Origin of the sequence: Pseudomonas sp. PARCl1 (assembly GCF_947311875.1) — a bacterium.
Taxonomy (GTDB): domain Bacteria; phylum Pseudomonadota; class Gammaproteobacteria; order Pseudomonadales; family Pseudomonadaceae; genus Aquipseudomonas; species Aquipseudomonas juntendi.
On the sequence record NZ_CAMZMX010000022.1, the window covers coordinates 36683 to 53084 of the forward strand.

Consider the following 16402-nt stretch of genomic DNA (forward strand, 5'->3'; position numbering starts at 1 on the left):
GTTCACACATGCAATGGGAAGTTGTGATCGGGCTGGAAATCCACACTCAGCTCGCCACCCAGTCGAAGATCTTCTCCGGCAGCGCTACCACCTTCGGCTCCGAGCCGAATACCCAGGCCAGCCTGGTTGACCTGGGCATGCCGGGCGTTTTGCCGGTGCTGAACCAGGAAGCCGTGCGCATGGCCTGCATGTTCGGCCTGGCCATCGATGCCGAGATCGGCAAGCGCAACGTGTTCGCGCGCAAGAACTACTTCTACCCGGACCTGCCCAAGGGCTACCAGATCAGCCAGATGGACCTGCCGATCGTCGGCAAGGGCCACCTGGACATCGCCCTGGAAGACGGCACCATCAAGCGCATCGGGGTCACCCGCGCGCACTTGGAAGAAGACGCAGGCAAAAGCCTGCACGAAGACTTCAGCGGCTCTACCGGCATTGACCTGAACCGCGCCGGCACACCGCTGCTGGAGATCGTGTCCGAGCCTGACATGCGCAGCGCCAAGGAGGCCGTGGCGTACGTCAAGGCGATCCACGCACTGGTGCGCTACCTGGGCATCTGCGACGGCAACATGGCCGAGGGCTCGCTGCGTTGCGACTGCAACGTGTCGATCCGCCCGAAAGGCCAGGCTGAATTCGGTACCCGCTGCGAGATCAAGAACGTCAACTCGTTCCGCTTCATCGAGCGTGCCATCAACAGCGAGATCCAGCGCCAGATCGACCTGATCGAGGATGGCGGCAAGGTGGTGCAGGAGACCCGCCTGTACGACCCGAACAAAGATGAAACCCGTTCCATGCGCAGCAAAGAGGAAGCCAACGACTACCGTTACTTCCCCGACCCGGACCTGCTGCCGGTCGTGATCGAAGACAGCTACCTCGACAGCATCCGCGCTGCCCTGCCCGAGCTGCCGCCGCAGAAGGTCGAGCGCTTCCAGCGCCAGTACGGCCTGTCGGCCTACGATGCCAACGTGCTGGCCTCCAGCCGCGAACAGGCCGACTACTTCGAAGAAGTGGTGAAAATTGGCGGTGACGCCAAGCTGGCCGCCAACTGGGTCATGGTCGAACTGGGGAGCCTGCTGAACAAGTTGGGCGTGGAGATCGACCAGGCACCGGTCAGCGCTGCGCAACTGGGTGGCATGCTGCTGCGCATCCGCGATAACACCATCAGCGGCAAGATCGCCAAGACCGTGTTCGAAGCCATGGCTGGCGGTGAAGGCGATGCCGACAGCATCATCGAAAGCAAAGGCCTGAAGCAGGTCACCGACACCGGCGCAATCGAGAAGATGCTCGACGAAATGCTGGCCGCCAATGCCGAGCAGGTGGAACAGTACCGCGCGGCTGATGAAGCCAAGCGTGGCAAGATGTTCGGCTTCTTCGTCGGCCAGGCCATGAAAGCCTCCAAAGGCAAGGCCAACCCGGGGCAGGTGAACCAAATGCTCAAGGCCAAGCTCGAAGGGTGATTGTTTTATCCCTGTAGTCCTGCAAGGGCTTCGCCCTCGTTCGCGGGCATGCCCGCTCCCACAGGTACAGCGCCGACCTGTGGGAGCGTCGCACTAGGAGAGCACCTGACTTGCTAAAACGATCCCTCGGCACCCTCGCCCTGTTTTCGTTCCTGGCCGGCTGCGCCAGCCATGACATCGACCCACGCGGTTACGACCAGACCGGCACCGCTTCCTATTACGGCTCGCGCCACCACGGCAAACGCACCGCCAGCGGCGAACCGTTCAACCAGCACGGCCTTACCGCCGCCCACCGCAGCCTGCCGTTTGGCAGCCGCGTTCTGGTGACCAACATGGCCAACCAGCGCAGTGTGGTGGTACGCATCAACGACCGTGGCCCGCATACCCGCGGCCGGCTGATCGACCTGTCACGCGCCGCCGCCGAAAAAATCGGCATGCTGCGTAGCGGCACAGCGCGGGTGCGGGTACAAGGGCTTAGCGACTGACGCGACAGGAGTTCGACCATTTTCGACTTGGCCACCCTTCCCACCTTCAGCCTGCTGCAACTGGGCACAGCCCTGCTGTTGCTGGTAGGCGGCGCCGAACTGCTGGTGCGCGCCGCCCTGCGCCTGGCGCAGCGCCTGCACGTGCGCCCGCTGATCATCGGCCTGAGCCTGGTCGCCTTCGGCAGCACCGCACCACAGTTGACCGTCAGCCTGCAGGCGGCCTACCAGGGCGCGCCGGATGTAGCGGTCGGCAGCGTGGTCGGCAGCAATATCTTCAATGTGCTGGTAGTGCTCGGCCTGGCCGCATTGATCATTCCACTGCGGGTTTCGCGCCAGTTGGTACGTCTGGACATACCGCTGATGATCCTCGCCAGCGGCCTGGTCTACGCACTGTGCGCCAACGGCCAGCTGGGCCGGTTCGAAGGCGGGTTGCTGTTGCTGGGCCTGGCCGGCTACCTGGCCATGCTCTGGCACCAGTCGCGCCATTACGCACGCACCTACCCTGCCCCCGATGCCGCCCAGGCCAGCGCCGGGCGCTTCTGGCCAGCCACCGTGCTGCAGGTGCTGTTCGGCCTGGGCCTGTTGACCCTGGCAGGCCACTTGCTGCTTGAAGCCGCCGTCGAGGTGGCCACCGACCTGGGCCTGTCCGAGCGCGTCATCGGGCTGACCGTGGTCGCTGTGTGCACCTCCCTGCCGGAATTGGCCGCTGCCTTGATTGCGGCCCTGCGGGGCGAGCGGGAGATCGCCGTGGGCACGGTCATTGGCAGCAACCTGTTCAACGTGCTGGCGGTGCTGGGCCTGACCGCACTGGTGACCCCACAGCCGCTGTCGATTTCACCCAATGCGCTGTCGTTCGACCTGCCCGTGATGCTCGGCGTTGCCGTACTGAGTATGCCGGTGTTCTATTCCGGCTACCGCATTACCCGCGCCGAAGGGCTGGTCTTCCTGTGCCTGTACCTGGCTTATGGCCTGCACGTCGCGGCCTTCACCATGGGGCTGCCGCTGGCCGGCCGCCTTGAGCGGCTGATGCTGTTCTACGTGCTGCCGGTACTGGCCCTGGTGCTGCTGTACACCACCGTGCGTGCCTGGCGGCGGCAGCATTGAGGGGCATGAGCCCGACTCAGTACTTCCCCTGGCGAGCCTTCTTCAGCTTGAAGGCCACCCACAGCGCGGCAATCCATGCCGGTATCAGCATCACTGAAATGCGAATCGGCGGGGTCAGGTACATCACCACCAGGATCAACACGATGAATGCCAGGCACAGGTAGTTGGTCAGCGGGTGCCCCAGGCTCTTGTAGAACGGGGTGATGCCCGCGGCCAGCTTGGCTTTGCGGAACTTCAGGTGGGTGATGCTGATGCTCGCCCAGTTGATCACCAGCGCCGATACCGCCAGGGCCATCAACAAGCCAAAGGCCTCACCCGGCATCAGGTAATTGATCACTACGCACAAGCCGGTGGCGAACGCCGATACCCCCAGTGCGGTCAGGGGCACGCCGCTGCGGCTGACCTTCAGCAACTGGCGCGGCGCATCGCCCTGGCTGGCCAGGCCGAACAGCATGCGGCTGTTGGCATACACGCAGCTGTTGTACACCGACAGCGCCGCGGTAAGCACCACAATGTTGAGAATGGTGGCCACCAGGTCGCTGTCCAGTTCGTGGAAGATCATCACGAACGGGCTACCGCCTTGCACCATCTTCTGCCACGGGTACAACGACAGCAGCACGGCCAGCGCGCCGATGTAGAAAATGAGGATACGGTACACCACCTGGTTGGTGGCCTTGGGGATGCTCTGGCGCGGGTTGTCGGCCTCGGCAGCGGTAATGCCCACCAGCTCCAGGCCGCCAAACGAGAACATGATCACCGCCAACGCCATCACCAGGCCGCTGACGCCATTGGGGAAGAACCCGCCGTACTGCCACAGGTTGGCTACGCTGGCATCGGCGCCGCCCTGCCCGCTGCTCAGCAACCAGGCACCGAAGCCGATCATGCTGACAATGGCCACCACCTTGACCAAGGCGAACCAGAACTCCATTTCGCCATAGACCTTTACCTGGGTAAGGTTGATCAGGTTGATCACCACGAAAAAGATCGCCGCAGTGGCCCAGGTCGGGAATTCCGGCCACCAGTACTGCACGTAGATACCCACAGCCGTGAGCTCGGCCATGCCGACCAGCACGTACACCACCCAGTAGTTCCAGCCCGAGACGAAACCGGCGAACTCGCTCCAGTACTGGTGGGCAAAATGGCTGAAGCTACCGGCAACCGGCTCTTCCACCACCATTTCACCCAACTGGCGCATGATCAGGAAGGCCATCAGGCCGGCGATGGCGTAACCCAGCAGTACCGATGGGCCAGCCAGCTGGATGGTCTGGGCGATGCCCAGGAACAGCCCGGTACCGATGGCCCCACCCAGCGCAATCAGCTGGATGTGGCGATTCTTCAGCCCGCGCTGTAACCGCTCGGGCGTGCTCTGGTCTTGCATGAAGTGTCCTTTAGCTCAGTGAGGCAGTGCTGTTGCTGTTGTTTGCAGTCAAGGATCTAGATCCATCCGCCCCACTGCAAGATGAAAATACCAATGTTGGTGGTGATTGCTGCCATCAACGTGGTGATCACGATGATCGACGCCGCCAATTGGTGGTTGCCGTTGGCCGCGCGCGCCATCACGTAGCTGGCGGCCGCCGTCGGGCTACCGATGTACAGGAACAGGATGCCCAGCTCGGCACCGCGAAAACCAAACAGCCAGGCACCCAGGGTGCCGAGCAGCGGTAACCACACCATCTTCACCAGGCTGGCATCGATGGCCAGGCGGCCACTGTCGCGCAGTGCCGCCAGCGACAGGGTGCCGCCGATGCAGATCAGCGCCAGTGGCAGGGTCATCTGCGCCAGGTAGTCGCCTGAAGTGAGCAGCCAGTTGGGCAGCGGCACCTGGCCGTAGGCCATCGGGGTGGCCACCAATACGCTGATGATCAGCGGGTTGCTGAAAATGCTCTTGCAGATGCTCCAGGGGTCGGACTTGAGGTCCGGGCTGTACACCGCCAGCACCACCGCGGACAGCGAGTTGTACATGAGGATGACCACGCCGGCGAGTACCGCCCCCAGGGAAATACCATAGTCCCCGTACAGGCTGGCGGCCAAGGCCAGGCCAATGACGCCGTTGTTGCCGCGAAAGGCGCCTTGGGCATAGATACCGCGATCGGCCATGGGGCTGCGCCAGATAGCCATGCCCCAGGCAAGGGCGAAGCCGATCAGGGTCGCTGCGATGAAGTACAGGATGACCCCGGGCTGGACCGCCGTAGCCAGGTCAGCGTGGTAGATGCCCAGGAACAGCAGGGCCGGCATGCACACGTTGAACACCAGCTGCGAAGCGACCTGGTTGAAGTTATCGTCGATCAGGCGAATGCGTTTGAGCAGCACGCCCATGAACAGCATGGCGAAAACCGGTGCCGTGATATTCAGCGTCTGGATGAGAAGGGCGAGCATGCGCTAGCGATCCTGGAGGGGTTGCCGTCAGGTGGCAATGATACGCCAACAGCCGGGATTTGCGGGGATCGCGGGGTGTTACAGATAAATTTCTGTCCACACCGGCCCTATCGCCAGCTTGCCAGCGATGAGGCCGGTACAGGCAATATGAATCAGCGCCGAACCGGACGCTTCTGCAGTTTGCGCTGCAAGGTCCGCCGGTGCATGCCCAGCGCCCGTGCGGTGGCCGAGATATTGCCATCGTGCTCGGTCAGCACTCGCTGGATATGCTCCCACTGCAGGCGGTCGACCGACATCGGGTTTTCCGGCACCAACGTGTCCAGGTCGGTGTGCTCCGACAGCAACGCCGCCAGCACGTCGTCGGCATCAGCCGGTTTGCACAGGTAGTTGCAGGCGCCGCGCTTGACCGCCTCCACTGCCGTGGCAATGCTCGAATAACCGGTCAGGATCACCACGCGCATTTCCGGGTCCAGCTCCAGCAGCTTGGGCAGCAGCACCAGGCCGGAGTCGCCGTCCATCTTCAGGTCCAGCGTGGCGTAATCCGGCAGGTCCTGCTGGGCCAGGATCAAGCCCTCTTCGGCGGAACCGGCAATGCTCACGCGGAACCCGCGACGGCTCATGGCGCGCGCCATGACCCGGGTGAAGGTGGCATCGTCATCCACCAGCAGCAGGTGCGGCAGCTCTTCGCTCTCGACCTGGTTTTCTTCGCTCATCATTCATCTCCTCGCTTGCCATAGGGCAGGCGCAGTTCGGTCAGGGTGCCACCCTGCTCATGACTATAAAGTTTTACCGAACCGCCCGCACGGGTCACGCTGGCCTTGCTCAAGAACAGGCCCAGGCCGAAACCTTTGCCCTTGGTGGTAATGAAGGGTTTGCCGATGGCTTCGGCAATGGCCGGCGGCACGCCAGGGCCATGGTCGCGGATGCTGATAACGATATCCTGAGCGTCCCAGTCAAGGCGCACTTCAAGGTCATCGGGGCAGGCATCGGCCGCATTGTTCAACAGGTTCAGCAGCGCCTGGGTCAGGTCCGGTGGCGGGGTCAGGCGCGGCACCTGGCCGTCACGCAGGCGCTGGAAGCGGTAGCTGCTTTCCGGGCGCATCAGGTGCCAGCGGTTCAGCGCTTCGTCCAGCCAGGCGGTGACATCCTGCTCGACCACCGCCAGGCGGCGGTTGGCTTCAGCGGCGCGTACCAGTTGCTGCAGGGTTTCCTTGCACAGCTTCACCTGGTCCTGAAGGATTTGCAGGTCTTCCTGCAACAGCGGGTCGGTGTGGTCCTGGCGCATTTCATTGATCAGCACACTCATGGTGGCCAGCGGCGTGCCCAGCTCATGAGCGGCGCCGGCGGCCTGGGTGGCTACGGCCAGCAACTGCTCGTCGCGCAGGCTTTCTTCACGCCGCTCGGAGCGTAGTTGCTCCTGGCGCCGCAGCTCTTCAGCCATGCGTGCCGCGAAGAAGGTGATCACCGCCGCCGCCAGGGCAATACTCAGCCACATGCCGTACACCTGCATCTTGTCCCGCGCCATGGGCAGGCCTTCGAGCGGGTAGAACTGCACCAGCAGCAAGCTGTAGGCGGTCAGGGCAATACCGGACAGGATCAGCGAATACAGCCACGGCAGGGTCACTGCGGCAATGGCCAACGGTACCAGGTAGTAGGACACGAACGGGTTGGTCGAGCCGCCGGAGTAATACAGCAAGGCACTGTGGATCAACAGGTCACAGGCCAGCTGCAGGGCGTATTCCATTTCGGTGACGGGCACCGACAAGCGCAGGCGCAGGGCGGTGAAGGCACACAGCAGCGACGACAAGGCCAAGGTACCGGCCAGCGATAGCCAGGGTAAGGGCAGCAGTTCGGTCCAGTAGGCGACACCGACCGAGCCGGCCTGGGCAGCCAGGACCAGCACACGAATGACGGTCAGGCGCCAGAGGTTCTGGCGGGTAGCGGACAACGGTTGTACGGCGGCGAGCATGAGCTCTCCTGATGAGTGCTCCAGAAAATCGGCTGGAGTATACCGAAGCCGGGCCCCCTGCTGCAGCGCTGCGGCAAAGCGCCACACTTTGTCACACTGTCATGATGGCACTGTTGAACCCACTACACTGGTGCCGGTCTGATTGGCCATGCGTGGCATGGATGACCAGCGACCACGCCTTTTATTGCCAAGGAGTACCACATGCACATTCCACGTCACGGCGCCGCCCTGATCATGTCTTGCGGCCTGCTCGCCAGCCTGCCGGCACTGGCGGCCGATGAACCGCGCTACAACCAGGTATCGCTGCGCGCCGAGGTCAGCAAGGAAGTGGCGCGCGACCTGATGGTCGTGACCTTGTATAGCGAAGCGCAGAACAGCGACCCCGGCAAGCTCGCCAAGCAGATCACCGAAACCATGAACAAGGCCGTGCAGCAGTCGCGCCAGGTCAAGGATGTGAAGATCAGCCAGGGCAGCCGCAACAGCTACCCCGTTTACGACAGCAAAGGCCAGAAGATCACCGGCTGGCGTGAACGCGCCGAGCTGCGCCTGGAAAGCGCCGATTTCCCGGCCCTCTCGCAACTGACCGCCGACCTGCTGCAAGAGCTGAAAATGGGTGGCATGGACTTCTCCATCGCGCCGGCCACGCGCAAGTCCAGCGAAGACGAGCTGCTCAAGGATGCCGTCGATGCGTTCAAGGCCCGTGCACAACTGGCCACGCAAGCCTTGGGCGGCACAGGCTACAAAGTGGTCAGCCTGAACCTGAACAGCAGCGGCTACCCACGGCCGTACCTGCGCAGCGCCCCTATGGCCATGAAGGCCATGAGCGCAGATGAAGCGGCGCCGGCGCCCGACATCGAAGCCGGTACCAGCGAGGTGAGCATGAATGCTGATGGGTTGATTGAAGTGCAGATGCCTTAAGCAACTAGCGCCGATATGCGCGGCCTGGGGTCGCGACGGGGCGGGGGCGCTCCCCTGTTGTAGCAGTGTGCTGCACAGGGGGCCGCTGCGCGCGGCCCATCGCGACGCAAGGCCGCTCCTACAGGGGCCGTGTGGGGGGCTGAAAAAAGCGTTTCAGACCTTTCTTACGCACCGTTCAGGTGCATCCTACAAAATTCCCGCCTCGAAACACCTCGAAAAAAGCCATCATTTTGCCCACGCAAACGTTTAACTTCGCCGAAAGTTATAGCGATGCGACATCCATGTACGTTCGTGCCACATTCCAGGCGCCAACTATCCTTGTACCTGTTGCATTGGGAACATCCCCTGCATAAGTATCCGCAGGTCGGCTCACGAGGCCACCTCACTCGAAAAATGACAAAAATGAGGCCACCATGCTCAAACACGCAGTCATACCGTTCCTGCTCGGTGCAGGCTTGCTCACCGGTGCTCCGTCGGCACTTGCCGCGTCCAACCTGGTGTTCTGCTCCGAAGGCAGCCCGGCCGGCTTCGATCCAGGGCAATACACTACCGGCACCGACTTCGACGCCTCGGCCGAAACCGTCTTCAACCGCCTGACGCAGTTCGAACGCGGCGGCACTGCAGTGATACCCGGCCTGGCCACCCGCTGGGACGTGTCCGACGATGGCAAGACCTACACCTTCCACCTGCGCGAGGGGGTGAAGTTCCACACCACCGACTACTTCAAGCCGACCCGCCCGTTCAACGCCGACGACGTGCTGTTCACCTTCAACCGCATGCTCGACAAGGACCACCCCTTTCGCAAGGCCTACCCGACCGAGTTCCCGTACTTCACCGACATGGGCATGGACAAGAACATCGCCAAGCTGGAGAAGCTTGACGAGCACACCGTCAAGTTCACCCTCAACGAGGTCGATGCAGCGTTCATCCAGAACCTGGCCATGAGCTTCGCCTCGATCCAGTCCGCCGAATACGCCGACCAGTTGCTCAAGGACGGCAAGGCCGCCGACATCAACCAGAAGCCGATCGGCACCGGCCCGTTCGTGTTCAGCAAGTACCAGAAGGACGCGCAGATCCGCTTCAAGGGCAACAAGGACTACTGGAAGCCCGAGGACGTGAAGATCGACAACCTGATCTTCGCCATCACCACCGACGCCTCGGTACGCATGCAGAAGCTGAAAAAGAACGAATGCCAGGTCACCCTCTTCCCACGCCCGGCCGATATCGAGCCGCTGAAGGCCGACAAGAACCTGCAGATGCCCCAGCAGGCCGGCTTCAACCTGGGTTACATCGCCTATAACGTGATGGACCAGATCAAGGGCAGCAACCAGCCCAACCCCATGGCCCAGCTGAAAGTGCGCCAGGCGCTGGACATGGCCGTGGACAAAAAGCGCATCATCGAGTCGGTCTACCAGGGCGCCGGCCAGTTGGCGGTCAACGCCATGCCGCCCACGCAGTGGTCGTATGACACCAGCATCAAGGACGCACCGTTCGACCCGGAAAAAGCCAAACAACTGCTCAAGGAAGCCGGCATCAAGGAAGGCACCGAAATCACCCTGTGGGCCATGCCCGTGCAACGCCCGTACAACCCCAATGCCAAGCTGATGGCCGAAATGCTGCAGTCCGACTGGGCCAAGATCGGCATCAAGGCAAAAATTGTCAGCTATGAGTGGGGCGAGTACATCAAGCGCTCCAAAGCCGGCGAACAGGGCGCCATGCTGATTGGCTGGAGCGGCGACAACGGTGACCCGGACAACTGGCTAGGCACCCTCTACGGCTGCGATGCCATTGACGGCAACAACTTCTCCAAGTGGTGCTACAAGCCCTACGACAGCCTGATCAAACAGGCCAAGGCCACCTCTGACCAAGCCAAGCGCACCGAGCTGTACCAGCAGGCACAGCGCATCCTCAAGGAGCAGGTGCCGATCACCCCGATCGCCCACTCCACCGTCTACCAGCCGATGAGCGTCAAGGTGAAGGACTTCAAGATCAGCCCGTTCGCGCTGAACGCCTTCTACGGCGTCAGCGTGGACAAATAGGGTAGCCCCGGCACCCGCCAGGCGGTGGGTGCCCTCCCCTCCAATCACTGATTTCTGTCGGCCTGCAGCTATCCGCTGCGGGGTCGGCACACTGTTGCCGCCATTCGTACCCGTAGGCGGTGCAAACAGAGGAAAAGGACTTGCCATGCGCCACGCCACCCGACTTGCTGCCCTGCTGGCCCTGGGCCTGATCAGCCAGGCCCCCCACCTGTACGCCAACAGCCTGGTGTTCTGCTCCGAAGGCAGCCCTGCCGGTTTCGACACCGCCCAGTACACCACCGCCACCGACAACGACGCCGCCGAACCGATCTACAACCGCCTGGTCGAGTTCGAACGTGGTGGCACCGCCGTGCACCCTGCCCTGGCTACCCGCTGGGAGGTGTCCGACGACGGCTTGAAGTACACATTCCATCTGCGTGAGGGGGTCAGGTTCCACAGCAACAAGGCCTTCACGCCCAGCCGCGACTTCAATGCCGACGACGTGCTGTTCACCTTCAACCGCATGCTCGACAAAGCCCACCCGTTCCGCCAGGCCTACCCCACCGAGTTCCCCTATTTCATCAGCATGGGCCTGGACAAGAACATCGCCCGGGTCGAGAAACGCGACCCTCTGACCGTGGTGTTCACCCTGAACGCGGTGGATGCCGCATTCATTCAGAACCTGGCCATGAGCTTCGCCTCGATCCTCTCTGCCGAGTACGCCGAGCAGCTGCTGGCCACCGGGCGTGCCAGTGACATCAACCAGCACCCGATCGGCACCGGCCCGTTCGTGTTCCAGCGCTACCAGAAGGACTCGCAGATCCGCTACAAGGGCAACAAGGCCTACTGGGCCCCCGAGCAGGTCAAGCTCGACAACCTGGTGTTTTCGATCAACGTAGACCCCTCGGTGCGCATCCAGAAACTGCGCCGCAACGAATGCCAGGTCACCCTGCACCCGCGCCCGGCCGACCTGCCGGCCCTTCGCGCCGACAGCCAGCTGCAGGTGCTGCAGCAGCCGGGCTTCAACCTCGGCTACATCGCCTACAACACCCGCCATGCACCGTTCGACCGCCTGGAAGTACGCCAGGCGCTGGACATGGCGGTGAACAAGCAAGCCATCATCCAGGCGGTGTACCAGGACGCCGGCCAGTTGGCAGTCAACGCCATGCCACCGACCCAATGGTCCTACGACAACAGCCTCAAGGATGCCCCTTACAACCCGGAAAAGGCCCGCCAACTGCTGCGCCAGGCCGGCGTAGCGCCAGGTACCGAGGTCACCTTGTATGCCATGCCGGTGCAGCGCCCGTACAACCCCAACGCCAAGCTGATGGCCGAAATGCTGCAGGCCGACTGGAACAAACTCGGCCTCAAGGTGCGCATCGTCAGCTACGAGTGGGGGGAATACATAAAGCGCATGAAAAACGGCGAGCACGACATCGCCCTGATCGGCTGGACCGGTGACAACGGCGACCCCGACAACTGGCTGGGCACCCTCTACAGCTGCGCCGCCATTGGCAGCAACAACTACTCGCAGTGGTGCGATCCGCAGTACGACAGCCTGGTCATGCAGGCCAAGCGCGTGAGCGACCCGGTGCAACGCAGCGCCCTGTACCAGCAGGCACAGCAGCGCCTCAAGCAGCAGGTGCCGATCACCCCGGTGGCCCATTCCACCGTCAACCAGCCGCTCAGCGTCAAGGTTTCCCAATTCAAGGTCAGCCCGTTTGGGCGCAATGATTTCTCCGGTGTGAGTGTTGACTGATGGCCAACCTGCACCGGCCGCTTCGCCGGTACAGGCAACACAGCGTCCGGATCAAGCCCGGCAACCCCGCGGCAACCCTGGCAACACCGCAGCAAGCACCCGGCCCACAAGGCCGGCCATAACTAGAAAAGAAAGGGAGCTTCAACTTGAAACTATTCACCTTGAGCGCACTGGCCTTATCCATCAGTGCAGTGACCACCGTGGCCCAGGCTGACCCGCAAAGCCAGGCGTTCATTCCCATCACCCTCAAGAGCACCAGCGAGCAAGCCCAGGCCAGCGGTTTTATCGAGGGGCAGAACCTGTCCGGCAGCACCCGTAACTGGTACGCCCGCGAACGCGCGGCGCGCGCCCCCCTGTGGAAGTACTACAAGAACGACGGCACCCGCCACGACACCCACAGCCGTGAGAACTGGGTGCAGGGCACCATCCTCAACTACAGCTCCGGCTTTACCGAGGGTACCGTCGGCATCGCCGTCGAGGCCGCCGGCTACAATGCCATTGCGCTGCAGCAGAGCCGCCAGGCCGTAGCCGGCCCCAACAACCGCACCCTCACCCACAGCGACGGCGACCCCATCGGCCAGTGGAGCAAGCTGGGCCTGGGCAACATCAAGGCACGCGTGTCCAACACCACCCTCACCCTGGGCCGGCAATCGGTGGACACACCCATGATCGCCTACATCGGCAACCGTGCCCTGCCGTCGAGCTTCCAGGGCGTGTTCCTGCACAGCGCCGAGTTCGACAACCTCAACTTCGACCTGGGCACCTTCGACCGCGTTTCGCCGCGTACCGAGCAAAGCCTCAGCAAGTTCCGCAGCGAGTACAGCGCCACTGGCGTGGAAACCGACCGTGCCAGCACTGCCGGCATCAACTACCAGCCGTTCAAGAGCCTGAGCACCAGCCTGTACGCCACCAAAGTCGATGACTTCTGGAACCAGTACTACTTCGGCGCCAACCACGTGCTTGGCGACAGTGCGGTGCTCAGCCTGACCACTGGCCTGAACTACTACAAGACAGTCGACGCCGGCAGCCAGAAAATGGGCAAGATCGACAACGACACCTACAGCCTGTCGTTCGGCCTGACCCACCAGGCGCACACCCTCAGTGCTTCGTGGCAGCAGGTCAACGGCAACGAATACTTCGACTACCTGCACGAAACCAACGGCATTTTCCTGGCCAACTCGTTGCTCTCGGACTTCAACGGCCCGAACGAGAAATCCCTGCAGATTTCCTACGTGCTGAACATGGCGCCCTACGGCGTGCCAGGCTTGAAGTTCAACCTGTACAACGCCCGCGGCTGGGGCATCGATGGCACCCACTACCGTGGCACCGCCTATGACGTGAGGGGCCTGGATGGCGAAACCCACTACGAGTGGGGTATCGGCACCAGCTACGCGGTGCAGAGCGGGCCGTTGAAGGACACCAGTATCCGCGCCACCTACACCACGCACCGCGCCAGCAAGGCGCAGGCCGATGGCAGCCTGGACGAGTTCCGCGTGGTCACCACCATCCCATTCAACATTCTCTGACCGTTTGCGCCACGGCCCGCTGCACGGCGGGCCTTGGCGGCTACGCTGGAATCAATGCACGCAGGGAGTCTTCAACCCATGCACAGAGTTTTCATCAAGTCGCGACCGCTACGCCTGGCGCTGGCTGCGCTGGTGCTCGGCAGTGCCACGCAACTGGCGGCCAAGCCGCTGGTGGTCTGCACCGAAGCCAGCCCGGAGGGCTTCGACGTGGTCCAGTACACCACCGGCGTCACCTTCGATGCGTCCTCTGAAACACTGTTCAACCGCCTGGTGGACTTCAAGCCCGGGACCACCGACATCGAGCCGGCCCTGGCCGAGCGCTGGGACATTTCAGCAGATGGCCTGACCTATACCTTTCACCTGCGCAAGGGCGTGAAGTTCCACAGCACCGACTACTTCACACCCACCCGCGAATTCAACGCCGACGATGTGCTGTGGAGCCTGCGGCGCCAGCTGGACCCGGCGCACCCGTGGCACGACAAGACCAGCGTCGGCTACCCGTACTTCGAGAGCATGGCCTTCAGCCAGTTGCTCAAGGCGGTGGACAAGACCGACGAGCATACCGTGGTGATCACCCTCACCCGCCCCGAAGCACCGTTCCTGCATGACATGGCCATGGGCTTCACCTCTATCTATTCGGCAGAATACGGCGACCAGTTGCTCAAGGCCGGCAAGGCCGCCGAGCTGAACAGCAAACCCATCGGTACCGGGCCGTTCATCTTCCAGCGCTACAACAAGGACGCGCAGGTCCGCTTCAAACCCAACCCCGACTACTTCCGCGGCAAACCGCCGGCCGACGCCCTGATCTTCGCCATTGCCACCGACAGCAATGTGCGCCTGCAGAAATTGCGCGCCAACGAGTGCCAGGTGGCGCTGTACCCCAAGCCGGACGACGTGCCCTCGATCAAGGCCGACCGCACACTCAAGGTGGCTGAAACCGAAGCGCTGGTGACCGGCTATGTTGCCATGAACACCCAGCACAAGTACCTCAGCGACGTGCGCGTGCGTAAAGCCATCAACATGGCGTTCGACCGCCAGACCCACGTCGACCAGCTGTTCGGCAAAGGTAATGCCTTGGTCGGGGTGAACCCCTACCCGCCCAGCATGATGGGTTTCAACCCGGCCAACCAGAACCCGCCGCGTGACCTTGCCAAGGCGCGCGCCCTGCTCAAGGAGGCGGGTGTGCCGGAGGGCACCGTCATCACCCTGTTCACCCGCAACGGCGGTGGCATGACCAACCCCAACCCGCGCCTGTCGGCCGAGATGCTGCAGGCCGACCTCGGCCAGATCGGCCTGAAGCTGGATATCCGTGTGATGGAGTGGGCCGAGATGCTGCGCCGCGCCAAGCGCGGTGAAGCCGACCTGGTGTCCACCGGCTGGGCGGGCGACAACGGCGACCCGGACAACTTCCTCACCCCCCTGCTCAGTTGCGAGGCGGCCAAGACCGGCGAGAACTATGCGCGCTGGTGCAACCCTAAGTTCCAGGAGCTGATCAGCCGAGCCCGCGAGGTGGTCGACAATGACGAACGGGCAAGGCTCTATAGCGAGGCATTGAAGGTGTACGATGACGACCAACCGTGGATCAGCATGGCCCACCCGAAGATGTTCACCGCCATGCGTGACAATGTAGAGGGCTACGTGATCAGCCCTCTGGCCAAAAACAACTTCGCCACCACCCGGGTGAAGTAGAACAACGACGACCGCCGGCGCCCAGCAGGGAACCGGCGGCACTGCCGTAGCGTGCTGCTGGCCGTACGGTCTAATGAGGTAACCCCGACAATGTTGAGTTTTATTGCCCGGCGCCTTGGCCTGCTGATACCGACCTTTTTCGGCATCACGTTGCTGACTTTCGCGCTCATACGCCTGATCCCCGGCGACCCGGTGGAAGTGATGATGGGCGAGCGCAGGGTCGACCCCGAAATGCATGCCCAGGCCATGGAGCGCCTGGGCTTGAACAAACCCCTGCCGGTCCAGTACCTGGACTATGTCGGCAAGCTGGCCCAGGGCGACCTGGGTGAATCGCTGCGCACCCGCGAAAGCGTGTGGCGCGAGTTCCTGACCTTGTTCCCGGCCACCCTGGAACTGGCCTTTGCCGCGCTGTTGTTCGCTGGCGTGGTCGGCCTGCTGGCCGGGGTGATCGCGGCGCTCAAACGCGGCTCGCTGTTCGACCACGGGGTAATGGGCATATCCCTGGCGGGCTATTCGATGCCGATCTTCTGGTGGGGTCTGATCCTGATCATGTTCTTCTCGGTGAGCCTGGGCTGGACCCCGGTGTCCGGGCGCATCGACCTGCTCTACGACATCGAGCCGAAAACCGGCTTCATGCTGATCGATACCCTGCTCAGCGATGAGGAAGGCTCATTCAAGGACGCGGTGATGCACCTGATTCTGCCTGCCATCGTGCTCGGCACCATCCCGCTGGCGGTAATCGCGCGCATGACCCGCTCATCGATGCTTGAAGTGCTGCGCGAGGACTACATCCGTACAGCCCGTGCCAAAGGCCTGTCGCCGGCCCGGGTAGTGTTCGTGCATGGCTTGCGCAACGCATTGATCCCGGTGCTCACCGTGTTCGGCCTGCAGGTCGGCACGCTGTTGGCCGGTGCGGTGCTGACCGAAACCATCTTCTCCTGGCCGGGCATCGGCAAATGGCTGATCGAAGCCATCGGCGCCCGTGACTACCCCGTGGTCCAGAACGGCATCCTGCTGATCGCCTGCCTGGTAATCCTGGTCAACTTCGTCGTGGACATTCTCTACGGCCTGGCCAACCCACGCATCCGTCATCAGCGCTGAGGC

Annotated in this window: 13 protein-coding genes; 9 read left to right on the forward strand and 4 right to left on the reverse strand. The window is 62.8% G+C overall.

The genetic code is table 11. The annotated features are described in order from the left end of the window. Positions 1–8 precede the first annotated feature (8 nt). From gatB to QME24_RS13830, 3 genes are all read left to right on the forward strand, one after another. Entirely contained in the window at positions 9–1454 is a 1446-nt protein-coding gene (gene gatB, locus QME24_RS13820) for an Asp-tRNA(Asn)/Glu-tRNA(Gln) amidotransferase subunit GatB (RefSeq protein ID WP_009685165.1), read from the forward strand. 110 nt (positions 1455–1564) lie between these two features. Next, complete coding sequence (locus QME24_RS13825) at positions 1565–1939, forward strand: septal ring lytic transglycosylase RlpA family protein (protein ID WP_054881438.1); 375 nt, start codon at positions 1565–1567, stop codon at positions 1937–1939. Between the two features lie 60 nt (positions 1940–1999). Beyond that, positions 2000–3043, forward strand: coding sequence for a calcium/sodium antiporter (locus tag QME24_RS13830; protein ID WP_054905741.1), 1044 nt, complete (start codon positions 2000–2002; stop codon positions 3041–3043). A 16-nt stretch (positions 3044–3059) separates the two neighbouring features. Here the strand turns inward: QME24_RS13830 and QME24_RS13835 are convergent, their stop codons facing one another. The 4 genes from QME24_RS13835 to QME24_RS13850 form a co-directional block, all read right to left on the reverse strand. Continuing rightward, the gene (locus tag QME24_RS13835) at positions 3060–4421 is read right to left on the reverse strand and encodes an amino acid permease (protein WP_281690870.1); all 1362 of its coding nucleotides are present in this window, start codon (positions 4419–4421) and stop codon (positions 3060–3062) included. 56 nt (positions 4422–4477) lie between these two features. Further along, the gene (locus QME24_RS13840; RefSeq protein ID WP_232892576.1) at positions 4478–5419 is read right to left on the reverse strand and encodes an AEC family transporter; all 942 of its coding nucleotides are present in this window, start codon (positions 5417–5419) and stop codon (positions 4478–4480) included. A gap of 152 nt (positions 5420–5571) precedes the next feature. After that, the gene (locus QME24_RS13845) at positions 5572–6132 is read right to left on the reverse strand and encodes a response regulator transcription factor (protein WP_029885058.1); all 561 of its coding nucleotides are present in this window, start codon (positions 6130–6132) and stop codon (positions 5572–5574) included. Further along, on the reverse strand, positions 6132–7388 hold the full coding sequence (locus QME24_RS13850; RefSeq protein ID WP_009685158.1) for an ATP-binding protein: 1257 nt from the start codon (positions 7386–7388) through the stop codon (positions 6132–6134). The genes QME24_RS13845 and QME24_RS13850 overlap by 1 nt, the downstream gene beginning before the upstream one ends. Positions 7389–7589: 201 nt before the next feature. Here QME24_RS13850 and QME24_RS13855 point away from each other — a divergent pair, with 201 nt between their 5' ends. From QME24_RS13855 to QME24_RS13880, 6 genes are all read left to right on the forward strand, one after another. After that, positions 7590–8306 (forward strand): SIMPL domain-containing protein, encoded by a 717-nt coding sequence (locus QME24_RS13855; RefSeq protein WP_009685157.1) that lies wholly within the window; start codon positions 7590–7592, stop codon positions 8304–8306. 413 nt (positions 8307–8719) lie between these two features. Further along, positions 8720–10345, forward strand: a complete 1626-nt coding sequence (locus QME24_RS13860) for an ABC transporter substrate-binding protein (protein ID WP_054881441.1) — start codon at positions 8720–8722, stop codon at positions 10343–10345. A 145-nt stretch (positions 10346–10490) separates the two neighbouring features. Beyond that, entirely contained in the window at positions 10491–12083 is a 1593-nt protein-coding gene (locus QME24_RS13865; protein WP_281690871.1) for an ABC transporter substrate-binding protein, read from the forward strand. 146 nt (positions 12084–12229) lie between these two features. Beyond that, positions 12230–13609 carry an OprD family porin gene (locus tag QME24_RS13870; protein WP_029885060.1) on the forward strand — a complete coding sequence of 460 codons (1380 nt, stop codon included), beginning with the start codon at positions 12230–12232 and terminating at the stop codon, positions 13607–13609. A 78-nt stretch (positions 13610–13687) separates the two neighbouring features. Then, positions 13688–15298 carry an ABC transporter substrate-binding protein gene (locus QME24_RS13875; RefSeq protein ID WP_054881443.1) on the forward strand — a complete coding sequence of 537 codons (1611 nt, stop codon included), beginning with the start codon at positions 13688–13690 and terminating at the stop codon, positions 15296–15298. Positions 15299–15388: 90 nt separating this feature from the next. Further along, positions 15389–16399: an ABC transporter permease subunit gene (locus QME24_RS13880; protein WP_009685151.1), complete on the forward strand. Its 1011-nt coding sequence runs from the start codon at positions 15389–15391 to the stop codon at positions 16397–16399. The last annotated feature ends 3 nt before the right edge of the window (positions 16400–16402 follow it).